The following is a 13,951-nucleotide window of genomic DNA, read 5'->3' on the forward strand; positions in this document are numbered from 1 at the left end:
AGGCGCACGGCGTGGTTGCCACGGGTTTTGATTGACGCTAACGTTAACGTCAATCGGAACGGGCTTCCGCCATCTTAAGCGAAAACTTCATTCCGCAACGAACGACCGTTCACTTTTCACGGGCCACCATGCCAGCTTCGCCAGCCTTGCCAGCCGCGCCGACCTACACCATCACCGACCTCGCGCGCGAGTTCGAGGTGACCCCGCGCGCCATCCGCTTCTACGAGGACCAGGGCCTGCTGGCGCCCGAGCGCGAAGGGCCGGGCGGGCGCAAGCGCGTCTACAACGGGCGCGAGCGCACCCGCCTCAAGCTCACGCTGCGCGGCAAGCGGCTGGGCCTGACGCTCAACGAGATCCGCGAGATCCTCGATCTCTACGAGTCGCCGCGCGACACCGCGCCCCAGTTAGAGCGCTTCCTGCACTCGCTGGCGCGGCACCGCGGCGCGCTCGAGCGCCAGCTGGAGGACCTGCAGGCCCAGCTGGCCGAGATCGACCAGCACGAGCGGCAGTGCCGCGCGCTGCTCGCCGGGCAGGCCGCCGGACCGGGCGCCGAAGTCAAAAGCGCCTGATAGCCGTCTTTCTGGCGCTTGGCGCCGGATTTGATTGACGTTTACGTAAACGTAAATAAAATAGCTTCGCAATCCGTCATCCGTGCCGCCGCGCCATCGCATCATCGCGCCCAGCGGCCGGCCAACCCAGGAAACGCCATGCCCGCAGCCCCCGCTCCCGCCTCCGGCAACACGCTTCCCGCGGCCCGCGCGGACGCCATCGCCACCAGCTTTGCCCGCCAGGGCCTGATGACCACCTTCGGCGCCGCGCTCACGCGCATCGAGCACGGCGAGGTGGAGATCGCCATGCCGTGGTCCGAGGGCGTCACCCAGCAGCACGGCTTCTTCCACGGCGGCACGGTCGGCGCGCTGGCCGACAGCGCGTGCGGCTACGCCGCGCTGTCGATGGTGGCCGAGGGCGAGGCCGGGCTGACCGCCGAGTACAAGATCAACCTGCTGTCGCCGGCGCAGGGCGAGCGGCTGGTCGCCGTGGGCCGCGTGCTCAAGCCCGGCCGCACGCTGATCGTGGCGCAGGGCGACGTGTTCTGCGAGAAGGACGGCGCGCGCAAGCAGGTGGCCACCATGCTGATGACGCTGTGCGTGGTGCGCACGCTCGGCCACGTCTGACGACGGTCCGGCGCACAAAGACAACGATCGCGCGCTCACGCAATCACGCAATCACGCGATCACGATAAGGAGACCGACATGACAGAACTCCCCGGCCTGAACTTCCACCTCGGCGAAGACATCGACATGCTGCGCGCAAGCGTGCGCGACTGGGCGCAGGCCGAGCTGGCCCCGCGCGCCGCCGAGATCGACCGCACCGACCAGTTCCCGATGGACGCCTGGAAAAAGATGGGCGACCTCGGCGTGCTCGGCATCACCGTGGCCGAGGAATACGGCGGCGCCAGCATGGGCTACCTCGCCCACATGGTGGCGATGGAGGAAATCAGCCGCGCCTCGGCCTCGGTCGGCCTGTCCTACGGCGCGCACTCCAACCTGTGCGTGAACCAGATCCACCGCAACGGCAGCGCCGCGCAGAAAGCCAAGTACCTGCCCAAGCTGGTCTCGGGCGACTGGATCGGCGCGCTGGCCATGAGCGAGCCCAATGCCGGCTCCGACGTGGTCAGCATGAAGCTGCGCGCCGAGTTCAAGGGCGACCGCTACGTGCTCAACGGCACCAAGATGTGGATCACCAACGGCCCGGACTGCGACGTGCTGGTGGTCTACGCCAAGACCGAGCCGGACCTGGGCGCGCGCGGCATGACCGCGTTCATCGTCGAGAAGGGCATGAAGGGCTTCTCGGTGGCGCAGAAGCTCGACAAGCTCGGCATGCGCGGCTCGCACACCGGCGAGCTGGTGTTCGAGGACGTGGAAGTGCCGGTGGAGAACATCCTCGGCGCCGAGAACGGCGGCGCGCGCGTGCTGATGAGCGGGCTGGACTACGAGCGCGCGGTGCTCTCGGGCGGGCCGGTCGGCATCATGCAGGCGTGCATGGACGTGGTCACGCCCTACATCCACGACCGCAGGCAGTTCGGCCAGAGCATCGGCGAGTTCCAGCTGATCCAGGGCAAGGTGGCGGACATGTACACCACCTTGCAGGCGGCGCGCAGCTACCTGTACACGGTGGGCAAGAACCTCGACGCGCTGGGCCGCGAGCACGTGCGGCAGGTGCGCAAGGACTGCGCGGCGGTGATCCTGTACACGGCGGAGAAGGCCACGTGGATGGCGGGCGAGTCGGTGCAGATCCTGGGCGGCAACGGCTACATCAACGAATACCCGGTGGGCCGGCTGTGGCGCGACGCCAAGCTGTACGAGATCGGCGCGGGCACCTCGGAGATCCGCCGCATGCTGATCGGGCGCGAACTGTACGCCGAGACGATGTGACGCCAGCGTGACAAGCGGGCCGGCGGCCGGCCATCGCGCCAAACAGGCAGCGCCGGCCCCTCGAACCAATTTACAATCTCCGGAAACTCGCAGTCGTTGCCCGCAGTCGTCGCTTTTTCCTTGCCACCGGCCCGCGCCATGTCCCACTTCCCCAAGCTGCTGTCCTCGCAGATCGCTTACGACGTGGCCCGCACCATGCTGGACGGGTTCGACAAGCACTATCGCCTGTTCCGCGAGGTCAGCCACGAAGCCAAGCGGCGCTTCGAGGCGGCGGACTGGCACGGCCTGCAGCAGCTCCAGCGCGACCGCATCGCCTTCTACAACGAGCGCGTGCGCGAGACCAGCGTGATCCTGGAGGACGAATACGACGCCGAGCGCATCGAGGACGAGATCTGGCAGCAGATCAAGCTGCACTACATCGGCCTGCTGACCAACCATCACCAGCCCGAGCTGGCCGAGACCTTCTTCAATTCGGTGTGCACGCGCATCCTGCACCGCTCGTATTTCAACAACGACTTCATCTTCGTGCGCCCGGCCATCTCGACCGAGTACATCGAGAACGAGGAGTCGCCCACGCGGCCGACCTTCCGCGCCTACTACCCGGGCAGCCGCGCCGGCATGGCGGCCTGCTTCGAGCGCATCGTCCACAACTTCCAGCTCGATCTGCCGTTCGAGGACCTGCGGCGCGACATCGACTACGTGGTGCGCGCCGTCACCGAGTATTTCGGCGACTTCCGCATCGCGCCGAATTTCCAGGTCCACGTGCTGTCGTCGCTGTTCTTCCGCAACAAGTCGGCCTTCATCATCGGCCGCGTGGTGAACGCCGACCGCACCTACCCGCTGGCCATCCCGATCGTGCACGCGCCGGGCGGCAGGCTCATGCTCGACACGGTGCTGCTGAAGAAGGAACAGCTGCTGATCCTGTTCTCGTTCACGCACGCCTACTTCATGGTCGACATGGAGATTCCCTCGGCCTACGTGACCTTCCTGCGCGACATCATGCCGCGCAAGCCGCGCGCGGAAATCTACACCTCGCTGGGTTTGCAGAAGCAGGGCAAGAACCTGTTCTACCGGGACTTCCTGCACCACCTGCAGCACTCGTCGGACAAGTTCATCAGCGCGCCCGGCATCAAGGGCCTGGTGATGCTGGTGTTCACGCTGCCGTCGTATCCCTACGTGTTCAAGGTCATCAGGGACTTCTTCCCGGCGCCCAAGGAGACCACGCGCGAGCTGGTCAAGTCCAAGTACCAGCTCGTCAAGCAGCACGACCGCGTCGGGCGCATGGCCGACACGCTCGAATACTCCGACGTGGCCTTCCCGCTGTCGCGCTTCGACGACGCGCTGGTGCGCGAGCTGGAACTGCACGCGCCGTCGATGATCGAATACCAGCGCGGCAAGGACGGCGGCGAGGAGATCGTGGTGCGCCACGTCTACATCGAGCGCCGCATGACGCCGCTCAACATCTGGCTGCAGGAAGGCTCGGACGCGCAGGTCGAGCACGGCATCGTCGAGTACGGCAACGCCATCAAGGAGCTGATCGCCGCCAACATCTTCCCCGGCGACATGCTGTACAAGAACTTCGGCGTCACGCGCCACGGCCGCGTGGTGTTCTACGACTACGACGAGATCGAATACCTGACCGACATCAACGTGCGCCGCGTGCCGCAGCCGCGCAACGAGGAGGAGGAGATGTCCGGCGAGCCCTGGTACAGCGTGGGCCGCCACGACATCTTCCCGGAGACCTACCGCACTTTCCTGCTGGGCGACGCGCGCGTGCGCGCGGCGTTCCTGCGCCACCACGAAGATTTCTTCGACCCCGCCATGTGGCAGGGCCACAAGGACCGGCTGCTGGCCGGACACATCCATGACTTTTATGCCTACGACGTCAAAGAGCGCTTCATCAACCGCTACGGCGAGCCCGCTGCCGCCGCGAGGAGGGCAGCATGAGTGACGCCATCGATCAACTGTTCCGCAACAACCGCGAGTGGGTCGACCGCGTCAACGCGGAAGACCCCGGCTTCTTCATGCGCCTGGCCAACCAGCAGGCGCCCGAATACCTGTGGATCGGCTGCTCCGATTCGCGCGTGCCGGCCAACCAGATCCTCGGGCTGGCGCCCGGCGAGGTGTTCGTCCACCGCAACATCGCCAACGTGATCGTGCACAGCGACCTCAACGCGCTGTCGGTGATCCAGTTCGCGGTGGAGGTGCTCAAGGTGCGCCACATCACCGTGGTGGGCCACTACGGCTGCAGCGGCGTGAAGGTCGCGCTGATGCGCGAGCGCGTGGGCCTTGCCGACAACTGGCTGCGCCACGTGCGCGACGTGGCCGACAAGCACGGCGCCTACCTGGGCACCGTGACGCGCGAGGAAGACGCCCACACGCGGCTGTGCGAGCTCAACGTGATCGAGCAGGTCAACAACGTGTGCCAGACCACCGTGCTGCAGGATGCCTGGAGCCGCGGCCAGGAAGTGACCGTGCATGGCTGGGTCTACGGCGTGTCCGACGGCCTGCTGCGCGACCTCGGCATGGCCGCCAGCAGCAACGACGAGCTGCACCGGCAGCTCGAGGCGGCGTACCGCCAGTTCGGCGATCCGCCGCAGGCGTCGATCCGCTGACGCGCGCGGCGCGGCAGCGGCGCATTCACGGCAGGGCGGTTCGCGCCGCCCGCCATTGCAACCCACACATCAACGGAGACATACCATGCAAGATCCCGTCGTCATCGTATCCGCGGCCCGCACGCCGATGGCCGCCTTCCAGGGCGAGTTCGCCGCGCTGACCGCGCCGCAGCTCGGCGCCGCCGCCATCCGCGCCGCGGTGGAGCGCGCCGGCCTCAAGCCGGAGCAGGTCGAGGAAGTGGTGTTCGGCTGCGTGCTGCCGGCCGGCCTGGGCCAGGCGCCCGCGCGCCAGGCCGCGCTCGGCGCCGGCCTGCCGATGGGCACCGGCTGCACCACCGTCAACAAGATGTGCGGCTCCGGCATGCGCGCGGCCATGACCGTGCACGACGCGCTGCTGGCCGGCGCGTTCGAGGTCGCGGTGGCGGGCGGCATGGAAAGCATGACCAACGCGCCCTATCTCGTGCCCAAGGGCCGCGGCGGCTACCGCATCGGCCACGGCATGATCTTCGACCACATGATGCTCGACGGCCTCGAGGACGCCTATATCCGCGACGAAAAGGGCGGCGGCCGCTCGATGGGCACCTTCGGCGAGGACTGCGCGTCGAAGTACGGCTTCACGCGCGCCGCGCAGGACGAGTTCGCGATGGAAAGCGTGCGGCGCGCGCAGCAGGCCACCGAGCGCGGCGACTTCCGCTGGGAGATCGCCGCGGTGACGGTGCCCGGGCGCGGCGGCGACACCGTCATCGACACCGACGAAGGCCCGCGCCGCATCAAGCTCGACAAGATCCCCTCGCTCAGGCCCGCGTTCGCCAAGGACGGCACCATCACCGCCGCCTCGTCGTCGTCGATCAACGACGGCGCCGCCGCGCTGGTGATGATGCGCGAGTCCACCGCGAAGCGCCTCGGCCTGCAGCCGGTGGCCCGCCTGCTCGGCCACACCACGCACGCGCAGGAGCCGGGCTGGTTCACCACCGCGCCGGTGGAGGCCATCGGCAAGCTCTACCGCAAGCTCGGCTGGACCACCGACAGCGTCGACCTGTTCGAGATCAACGAAGCGTTCGCGGTGGTGCCGATGGCCGCCATGCACGATCTCAAGATCCCGCACGCCAAGGTCAACATCCACGGCGGCGCCTGCGCGCTCGGCCACCCGATCGGCGCCTCGGGCGCGCGCATCATGGCCACGCTGATCGGCGCGCTGCGCAAGACCGGCGGCAAGCGCGGCGTGGCCAGCCTGTGCATCGGCGGCGGCGAGGCCACCGCCGTGGGGCTGGAAATCATCTGACCACCCGGGGCATCCGGCGCGCGCCGCCCGGCGGCGCGCGGCCGCGGCCCCGCAATCCATCGACCAGAAACAAGGAGTCCGTCTTGCCTACCGCTCTCATCCTCGGTGCCTCGCGCGGCATCGGCCTCGAATTCGTGCGCCAGTACCGCGCCGACGGCTGGCGCGTGCTGGCCGTGGCGCGCAGTGACGAAGGCATCGCCGCCATCGAGGCGCTCGGCGCCGAAGCGCTGCGCGCCGACCTGACCGACGCCGGGCAGGTCGCCGGGCTGGGCTGGAAGCTCGACGGCGAATCGTTCGACGTGGCGGTCTACAACGCCGGCGTGATCGGCCCGCGCACCGAAGGCGCGCAGCCGGTCTCGCGCCAGGACTTCGACGCCGTGATGCACGTCAACGTGCTCGGCCCGATGATGGCGCTGCCGCTGCTGCTGCCGATGGTGGAAACCGGCCGCGGCGGCCAGGGCGGCGTGCTGGCGGTGCTGGCCTCGCGCATGGGCAGCATCGGCGCGATGGACAGCAACCGCAGCTGGCTCTACCGCGTCAGCAAGGCCGCCGCCAACGCCGCGCTCAAGGCCGCCTCGCTCGACGCGCGCCACGCCACCTGCCTGGCCTTCCACCCGGGCTGGGTGCAGACCGACATGGGCGGCAAGGAAGCCGACATCACGCCGCAGCAGAGCGTGTCCGGCATGCGCCGCGTGATGGCCGGCGCCACGCGGCACGACAACGGCGGCTTCCGCAACTACGACGGCGCGGTGATTCCGTGGTGAGCCGGGCCGGCGCCGCGCGGCGCCGGCCGCGCGGAAAAACAGAACAGAGATAGAGAGACAGGGACGACATGCTGCTCACACCCGAACAGGAAATGATCCGCGACGCCGTGCGCCAGTTCGCGCAACGGGAGATCGCGCCGCACGCCGCCGCGTGGGACCGCGACAAGACCTTCCCCAAGGCCGTGCACCGCGGGCTGGCCGCGCTCGGCGCCTACGGCGTGGCGGTGCCGGAGCAGTACGGCGGCGCCGGGCTGGACTATCTCTCGCTGGCGCTGATCCTCGAGGAGATCGCCGCCGGCGACGGCGGCACCTCCACCGTCATCAGCGTCAACAACTGCCCCGTGTGCAGCATGCTGATGGCGTTCGCCAGCGAGGCGCAGAAGCAGCAGTGGCTGGTGCCGCTGGCGCGCGGCGAGATGCTCGGCGCGTTCTGCCTGACCGAGCCGCACGTCGGCTCGGACGCGGCCGCGCTGCGCACCAGCGCCGTGCGCGACGGCGACCACTACGTGCTCAACGGCGTCAAGCAGTTCATCACCAGCGGCCAGAACGCCGACGTAGCCATCGTGCTGGCCGTGACCGACAAGGCCGCCGGCAAGCGCGGCATCAGCGCCTTCCTGGTGCCGACCGCCACGCCCGGCTACGTGGTCGCGCGCATCGAGGACAAGCTCGGCCAGCATTCGTCCGACACCGCCCAGATCGTGTTCGAGGACTGCCGCGTGCCGGCCGCCAACCTGCTCGGCGACGAAGGCGCCGGCTACAAGATGGCGCTGTCGGGGCTGGAAGGCGGGCGCATCGGCATCGCCTCGCAGAGCATCGGCATGGCGCGCGCCGCCTTCGAGGCGGCGCTGGCCTACGCCAGGGAGCGCGAGAGCTTCGGCCAGCCGCTGTTCGCGCACCAGGCGGTGCAGTTCCGCCTGGCCGAGATGGCCACCAAGATCGAGGTGGCGCGCCAGATGGTGTGGCACGCGGCCTCGCTCCGGGACGCCGGGCGCCCGTGCCTGAAGGAGGCCGCGATGGCCAAGCTCTACGCCAGCGAGATGGCCGAGGCGGTCTGCTCGGCCGCCATCCAGGTATTCGGCGGCTACGGCTACGTCAGCGATTTCCCGGTCGAGCGCATCTACCGCGACGTGCGCGTCTGCCAGATCTACGAGGGCACCAGCGACATCCAGAAGATCCTGATCGCGCGCGCGTTATCCTGACGGCTGCCGCGCGCCAAGCCGGCGCGGCAGCACGGCACCGAACCCAGTGCAGCACCAACCCAACGCAGCATCGAACCCGGCCAGACCCCAGGAGTCCCCCACGCCATGACCGCCCCCATCGATTTCTACTTCGATTTTTCCTCGCCCTACGGCTACTTTGCCAGCACCCGCATCGACGAGCTGGCGCAGAAATACGGCCGCTTCGTGGCCTGGCATCCGATCCTGCTCGGGGTGGTGTTCAAGACCACCGGCAGCGCGCCGCTGCCGCACGTGCCGCTCAAGGGCGACTACTGCTGGCTCGATTTCGAGCGCACCGCGGCCTTCCACCACATCGAGTACAAGCGCCCCACGCATTTCCCGCTGCCCACCACGCAGGCCGCGCGCGCCATGCTGTGGCTGCAGAACCATCACGGCGCGGACATCGCCTCGGCCTTCGCCAAGTCGGTCTACCATGCGCTGTTCGTCGACGACGTCAACATCGCCGAGCCGGCCGAGCTGGTGAAGCTGGCCGAGCCGCTCGGCATCGACGCGCACGCGATGGACGCCGGCGCCAGCAGCTTCCAGATCAAGGACCAGCTCAAGGCGGAGATCGAGGTGGCGATGGCCAAGGGCGTGTTCGGCTCGCCCTTCGTCATCATCGACGGCGAGCCGTTCTGGGGCTTCGACCGCTTCGAGCAGATCGAGGCCCATCTCAAGAGCCGCCGCCAGACCGAACTGCGCGCGGTGGCCGGCGGCGGCACAACCAGCAACACAGACAGCAGCAAGGAAAAGAAACCCGCATGAATGCCAGTATCCGGCCGGTCCGCCATCCCCGTTTCGATTGCGTGATCTTCGACTGCGACGGGGTGCTCGTCGACAGCGAGCCCATCGTCAACCGCGTGCTCAACGAGATGCTCAACGAGCTCGGCATCCGCATCTCGCTGGAGGAATCCACCGAGTGGTTCCTCGGCCGCGCGGTGCGTGAGGAGCTCGCCAACATCGAGCGCAGGCGCGGCGCGCCGCTGCCGGAGAACTGGCTGTCGCACTGGTTCGCGCGCCGCAACGCGGTGCTGGAGGCCGAAGTGCAGGCCGTGCCGCACGTGCGCGAGGCGGTCGCCGCCATTGCCGCCACCGGCCTGCCGGTGTGCGTGGCCTCCGGCGCGGACCGCATCAAGGTCAAGCTGCAGCTGACCCGCACCGGGCTGGTGGCGCTGTTCCGGCAGGACGAGCGCGAGCACATCTTCTCGGCCACCGAGGTCGCGCGCAGCAAGCCCGCGCCCGACGTGTACCTGCTGGCCGCGCGCACCATGAACGTGGCGCCGGCGCGCTGCGCGGTGATCGAGGACAGCCCGGCCGGCATCACCGCCGGCGTGGCGGCCGGCATGACGGTGTTCGGCTATGCCGCGCGCAACGCTGCCGCCACGCTGCTGGCGGCCGGCGCGGGCAGCACCTTCGCCGACATGCGCGAGCTGCCGGAGCGGATCGGATGAAAGATGCGCGCAAGCCTGGCGCGGGCGCCGCGGCCTGCCCGTGCGGCGGTGGCGAGTACGCCGCCTGCTGCGGGCGCTTCCACCGCGGCGAGGCGCTGCCGGCCAATGCCGAGCAACTGATGCGCTCGCGTTATTGCGCCTACGTGATGGGCGACGTGGCGTGGCTGCGCCAGACCTGGCATCCGTCGACCTGCCCGCCCGACCTCGCGCCCGATACCGCCACGCGCTGGCTCGGGCTGGCGATCAAGGCGCACGCGCAGCAGGACGAGACCCACGCGCAGGTGGAGTTCGTCGCGCGCTACAAGGTCGGCGGGCGCGCGTGGCGGCTGCACGAGCGCAGCCGCTTCGTGCGCGAGCCGCGCGCCGCCGGCGAGGCGCCGCGCTGGCTTTATGTGGATGGCGACATGCTGGGGGAGGCGCCATGACGCCGGGGGGCGCGGCGGCGCGCCTTTTCCGGGAGCCGGGGCCGCCGTCCGGCCCGCCATCCTGAGCGCGCCGCGGCGCATCGGCCACATCCGCTGCGCGGATCGGCGCATGCTGGCGGCACGATGCCAGACGCTTGCCGGCTTCTTCGCGGTTTGTCGCCCAACATGCCGCTAACGTGTAAAACCGGGCCTGTTTGCCAAGGGGCAGGGGAGCTCCCTACCATGACTCTCCCCAACGCGCACGCGAGTGCCGCCGCGCCGGCGCCCGCCGGCCCGGCCGGCACGGTGCGCGGTCAACAAAGGAGGGTTTCCTTGGACAACCAGTCCCAATCCCCGCGCGCGGCGCTAGCCGCGCCGTCGCTCGGCGAACGCAGCCTGCGCGCGGTGTGGCATCCCTGCACGCCGCTGCGGCCCGACGCCGGCGAGCTGCCGCTGGCCATCGCCCGCGGCGAGGGGCCGTGGCTCCACGGCGAGGACGGCCAGCGCTATTTCGACGCCACCAGCTCGTGGTGGGTCAACCTGTTCGGCCACGCCAACGCCGACATCAACGCCGCGCTGCGCGCGCAGCTCGACACGCTTGAGCACGTCATGCTGGCCGGCTGCACGCACGCGCCGGCGGTGGAGCTGGCCGAGCGCCTGTCGGCGCTGACCGGCGGCGCGCTGGGCCACGTGTTCTATGCCAGCGACGGCGCCTCGGCGGTCGAGATCGCGCTCAAGATGAGCTTCCACTACTGGCGCAACACCGGGCTGCCGGGCAAGCGCGAGTTCGTCTGCCTGCGCCACGGCTACCACGGCGAGACCGTGGGCGCGCTGGCGGTGACCGACGTGGCGATCTTCCGCGACGCCTACGACCCGATGCTGATGCAGTCGCACGTGGTGATGTCGCCCGACGCGCGCCAGGCCGCGCCCGGCGAGAGCGCGGCGCAGGTGGCGCAGCGCGCGCTCGCCGAGCTGGAGGTGCTGCTGCAGGCGCGCGGCGGCCAGATCGCGGCGCTGATCGTCGAGCCGCTGGTGCAGTGCGCGGCCGGCATGGCGATGCACGACCCGCTTTACCTGGCCGGCGTGCGCGCGCTGTGCGACCGCTACCGCGTGCACCTGATCGCCGACGAGATCGCGGTCGGCTGCGGGCGCACCGGCACCTTCTTCGCCTGGGAGCAGTCGCGCGGCGAGCCCGCCACGGATGGCCCGCTGCCGGCGCACCTGTGGCCCGATTTCCTGTGCCTGTCCAAGGGCATCAGCGGCGGCTACCTGCCGCTCTCGCTGGTGATGTCGCGCAGCGCGCTGCAGCACGCCTTCGTCACCGCGGCGCACGACCCCGACCGCGCCCGCAGCTTCCTGCATTCGCATTCCTACACCGGCAACCCGCTCGCCTGCCGCGCCGCGCTCGCCACGCTCGACCTGTTCGCGCGGGACGGCGTGGTGGCGCGCAACCGCGAGCGCGCGCAGTGGCTGGCGCGCGCCATGTCCGCGCTGGCCGCCGACGCGCGGCTGGAGCACGTGCGCCAGCGCGGCCTGATCTGGGCCGCCGACGTGCGCGAAGCCTGCGTGCCGGGCGGCGCCGGCGACTTCGCCGCGCGCTTCCACCACGCCGCGCGCGCGCACGGCGTGCTGATCCGCCCGATCGGCCGCACGCTCTACGTCATGCCGCCCTACGTGTTCGACGCGGACATGGCGCAATGGCTGGCGGACCGGCTGCACGCCACGCTCGACACGGTACTGTCCGGACCGGCCGCCGCGCCGGCCGATGCGCCAGCCGCCGCGCCGGTGCAACCCACGGAGACGCACGATGTTGCTTGAACACCTGAAGCTGGCCGCCGCCGAGCGCGACGAGCAGGCCCTCACGCGCCGCCGCCGCACCGCCCACACCGCGTGCGCGCCGCACCAGGAAGTCAGCGACGCCGGCGGCGAGCGCCACGCGCTGCTGACTTTCTGCAGCAACGACTACCTGGGACTGGCCAACCACCCGGCGCTGGTCGAGGCGATGGCCGAGGGCGCGCGCCGCTACGGCGCGGGCAGCGGCGCGTCGCACCTGGTGAGCGGCCACTCGCAGGCGCACCACCTGCTCGAGAGCGAGCTGGGCGAATGGTTCGCGCCCCACATCCCGCATGCGCGCGCGCTGTACTTCTGCACCGGCTACATGGCCAACATGGGCGTGCTGAGCGCGCTCGGCGGCGCCGACGCCACGCTGTTCTGCGAGGAACTGAACCACGCTTCGCTGATCGACGGCGCGCGCCTGGCCCGCGCCAAGGTGACGCGCTACCCGCACCGCGACGTGGCTGCGCTGGAGCAGTTGCTGGCCGGCGCGGCCACCCCGCTCAAGCTGATCGTCACCGACAGCATCTTCAGCATGGACGGCGACCTCGCGCCGCTGGACGAACTGCTGGCGCTGGCCGAGCGCCACGACGCCTGGATCATCGTCGACGACGCGCACGGCTTCGGCGTGCTGGGCGAGTCCGGCCGCGGCGTGCTCGAGCACCTCGCGCTGACCTCGCCGCGCCTGATCTACGTCGGCACGCTGGGCAAGGCCGCCGGCGTGGCGGGCGCCTTCGTGGCCGCGCACGAAACCATCATCGAGCACCTGATCAACACCGCGCGCCAGTACATCTACACCACCGCCGCGCCGCCCGCGGTGGCGCACGCGGTGTCGGCCAGCCTGGCGCTGATCGCCGGCGAGGAAGGGCGGCAGCGCCGCGCCCATCTCGCCGCGCTGATCCGCACGCTGCGCGGCGGCCTGGCCGGCCTGACGCGCGCCGCCGGCTGGCGCCTGGGCGAGAGCGCCAGCGCCATCCAGCCGGTGATCGTGGGCGACAACGTGGCCGCGCTGGCGCTGTCCGCGGCGCTCGAGGCCGACGGCATCCGCGTCGGCGCGATCCGCCCGCCCACGGTGCCGGCCGGCACCGCGCGGCTGCGCATCACGCTCTCGGCCGCGCACGCGCAGGCCGACGTGGAGCGCCTGCTGGCCAGCCTCGGCAGCGTGGTGCCGCACAGGGAGATCGCATGAGCGGCAGCATGAGCGCGGCCCCGTTCGCGTGCTTCGTCACCGGCACCGACACCGGCGTGGGCAAGACCCACGCCAGCGCCACGCTGCTGCACGCGCTGCGCGCCGCCGGCCGCCAGGCCGTGGGCATGAAGCCCGTGGCCAGCGGCAGCGAATGGCGCGGCGACCACTGGCACAACGACGACGTCGCGCAGCTGCGCGCGGCCAGCGCCGTGGACGTGCCGCAGGCGCTGACCTGCCCGTTCCTGCTGCGCACGCCGGCCTCGCCGCACCTGGCCGCCGCCGCCGAAGGCGCGCGCATCACGCGCGAGCCGATCCGCGCCGCCTTCGCCGCCCTGCAGGCGCGCGCCGATGCGGTGGTGGTCGAAGGCGTGGGCGGCTTCCGCGTGCCGCTCGACGGCGCGCCGGCCGCGGACGGCGGCTGGGACACGGCCGACCTCGCCGTGATGCTCGGCCTGCCGGTGGTGCTGGTGGCGGGCATCCGCCTGGGCGGCATCAACCACGCGCTGCTGACCGCCGAGGCGGTGCGCGCGCGCGGCCTGCATCTGGCCGGCTGGATCGCCAACCGCATCGACCCGGACATGGACCTCGCCGACGAAAACATCGACACGCTGCGCCGCACGCTGGACGCGCCCCTGCTCGGCACGCTGCCGTGGCAGGTGCCGCCGGCCGAAGCCGCCGGCCGGCTGGCGCTCGCGCCGCTGCTCGGCTGAGCGCGGCGCGCGGAACCTATCCCCCAAGACAAGACAGAACACGGAAACGAC

Annotated in this window: 14 protein-coding genes; all 14 read left to right on the forward strand. The window is 70.5% G+C overall.

All coding sequences use genetic code 11. The annotated features are described in order from the left end of the window. The first annotated feature begins 128 nt into the window (after positions 1-128). The 14 genes from ACWTPI_RS00815 to bioD all read left to right on the forward strand — a co-directional run bounded on the left by ACWTPI_RS00815 (position 129) and on the right by bioD (position 13,900). Positions 129-569, forward strand: a complete 441-nt coding sequence (locus ACWTPI_RS00815) for a MerR family transcriptional regulator (RefSeq protein WP_029044304.1) — start codon at positions 129-131, stop codon at positions 567-569. A 138-nt stretch (positions 570-707) separates the two neighbouring features. Beyond that, positions 708-1,175, forward strand: coding sequence for a PaaI family thioesterase (locus ACWTPI_RS00820; RefSeq protein WP_020206319.1), 468 nt, complete (start codon positions 708-710; stop codon positions 1,173-1,175). Between the two features lie 78 nt (positions 1,176-1,253). Beyond that, positions 1,254-2,435 (forward strand): isovaleryl-CoA dehydrogenase, encoded by a 1,182-nt coding sequence (locus ACWTPI_RS00825; protein ID WP_059412489.1) that lies wholly within the window; start codon positions 1,254-1,256, stop codon positions 2,433-2,435. A gap of 138 nt (positions 2,436-2,573) precedes the next feature. Then, positions 2,574-4,382 carry a bifunctional isocitrate dehydrogenase kinase/phosphatase gene (gene aceK, locus ACWTPI_RS00830; protein ID WP_454730736.1) on the forward strand — a complete coding sequence of 603 codons (1,809 nt, stop codon included), beginning with the start codon at positions 2,574-2,576 and terminating at the stop codon, positions 4,380-4,382. Then, positions 4,379-5,050 (forward strand): carbonate dehydratase, encoded by a 672-nt coding sequence (gene can, locus ACWTPI_RS00835; RefSeq protein ID WP_020206769.1) that lies wholly within the window; start codon positions 4,379-4,381, stop codon positions 5,048-5,050. Before aceK ends, can begins: the two co-directional genes overlap by 4 nt. Before the next feature lie 85 nt (positions 5,051-5,135). Continuing rightward, positions 5,136-6,332, forward strand: coding sequence for an acetyl-CoA C-acetyltransferase (locus tag ACWTPI_RS00840; protein ID WP_020206770.1), 1,197 nt, complete (start codon positions 5,136-5,138; stop codon positions 6,330-6,332). A gap of 83 nt (positions 6,333-6,415) precedes the next feature. Then, positions 6,416-7,096 carry an SDR family oxidoreductase gene (locus ACWTPI_RS00845; protein ID WP_454730737.1) on the forward strand — a complete coding sequence of 227 codons (681 nt, stop codon included), beginning with the start codon at positions 6,416-6,418 and terminating at the stop codon, positions 7,094-7,096. Positions 7,097-7,164: 68 nt separating this feature from the next. Next, positions 7,165-8,295: an acyl-CoA dehydrogenase family protein gene (locus ACWTPI_RS00850; protein WP_454730738.1), complete on the forward strand. Its 1,131-nt coding sequence runs from the start codon at positions 7,165-7,167 to the stop codon at positions 8,293-8,295. A gap of 105 nt (positions 8,296-8,400) precedes the next feature. Continuing rightward, positions 8,401-9,078, forward strand: a complete 678-nt coding sequence (locus tag ACWTPI_RS00855; RefSeq protein WP_020206773.1) for a 2-hydroxychromene-2-carboxylate isomerase — start codon at positions 8,401-8,403, stop codon at positions 9,076-9,078. Beyond that, entirely contained in the window at positions 9,075-9,764 is a 690-nt protein-coding gene (locus ACWTPI_RS00860) for an HAD family hydrolase (RefSeq protein WP_020206774.1), read from the forward strand. The genes ACWTPI_RS00855 and ACWTPI_RS00860 overlap by 4 nt, the downstream gene beginning before the upstream one ends. Then, positions 9,761-10,189 carry a YchJ family metal-binding protein gene (locus ACWTPI_RS00865; protein ID WP_020206775.1) on the forward strand — a complete coding sequence of 143 codons (429 nt, stop codon included), beginning with the start codon at positions 9,761-9,763 and terminating at the stop codon, positions 10,187-10,189. The genes ACWTPI_RS00860 and ACWTPI_RS00865 overlap by 4 nt, the downstream gene beginning before the upstream one ends. Positions 10,190-10,501: 312 nt before the next feature. Next, the gene (gene bioA / locus ACWTPI_RS00870; RefSeq protein ID WP_454730739.1) at positions 10,502-11,986 is read left to right on the forward strand and encodes an adenosylmethionine--8-amino-7-oxononanoate transaminase; all 1,485 of its coding nucleotides are present in this window, start codon (positions 10,502-10,504) and stop codon (positions 11,984-11,986) included. Continuing rightward, the gene (gene bioF / locus ACWTPI_RS00875; protein ID WP_454730740.1) at positions 11,976-13,190 is read left to right on the forward strand and encodes an 8-amino-7-oxononanoate synthase; all 1,215 of its coding nucleotides are present in this window, start codon (positions 11,976-11,978) and stop codon (positions 13,188-13,190) included. Before bioA ends, bioF begins: the two co-directional genes overlap by 11 nt. Beyond that, the gene (gene bioD, locus ACWTPI_RS00880; protein WP_454730741.1) at positions 13,187-13,900 is read left to right on the forward strand and encodes a dethiobiotin synthase; all 714 of its coding nucleotides are present in this window, start codon (positions 13,187-13,189) and stop codon (positions 13,898-13,900) included. Before bioF ends, bioD begins: the two co-directional genes overlap by 4 nt. Positions 13,901-13,951 lie beyond the last annotated feature (51 nt).

The organism is Cupriavidus ulmosensis (assembly GCF_977008105.1).

Excerpts from the sequence above, each read along its gene's own strand:
- ACWTPI_RS00815 (WP_029044304.1), top strand. The coding sequence starts at position 129 with ATGCCAGCTTCGCCAGCCTTGCCAGCCGCGCCGACCTACACCATCACC.
- ACWTPI_RS00820 (WP_020206319.1), top strand. The coding sequence starts at position 708 with ATGCCCGCAGCCCCCGCTCCCGCCTCCGGCAACACGCTTCCCGCGGCC.
- ACWTPI_RS00825 (WP_059412489.1), top strand. The coding sequence starts at position 1,254 with ATGACAGAACTCCCCGGCCTGAACTTCCACCTCGGCGAAGACATCGAC.
- aceK (WP_454730736.1), top strand. The coding sequence starts at position 2,574 with ATGTCCCACTTCCCCAAGCTGCTGTCCTCGCAGATCGCTTACGACGTG.
- can (WP_020206769.1), top strand. The coding sequence starts at position 4,379 with ATGAGTGACGCCATCGATCAACTGTTCCGCAACAACCGCGAGTGGGTC.
- ACWTPI_RS00840 (WP_020206770.1), top strand. The coding sequence starts at position 5,136 with ATGCAAGATCCCGTCGTCATCGTATCCGCGGCCCGCACGCCGATGGCC.
- ACWTPI_RS00850 (WP_454730738.1), top strand. The coding sequence starts at position 7,165 with ATGCTGCTCACACCCGAACAGGAAATGATCCGCGACGCCGTGCGCCAG.
- ACWTPI_RS00855 (WP_020206773.1), top strand. The coding sequence starts at position 8,401 with ATGACCGCCCCCATCGATTTCTACTTCGATTTTTCCTCGCCCTACGGC.
- ACWTPI_RS00860 (WP_020206774.1), top strand. The coding sequence starts at position 9,075 with ATGAATGCCAGTATCCGGCCGGTCCGCCATCCCCGTTTCGATTGCGTG.
- ACWTPI_RS00865 (WP_020206775.1), top strand. The coding sequence starts at position 9,761 with ATGAAAGATGCGCGCAAGCCTGGCGCGGGCGCCGCGGCCTGCCCGTGC.
- bioF (WP_454730740.1), top strand. The coding sequence starts at position 11,976 with ATGTTGCTTGAACACCTGAAGCTGGCCGCCGCCGAGCGCGACGAGCAG.
- bioD (WP_454730741.1), top strand. The coding sequence starts at position 13,187 with ATGAGCGGCAGCATGAGCGCGGCCCCGTTCGCGTGCTTCGTCACCGGC.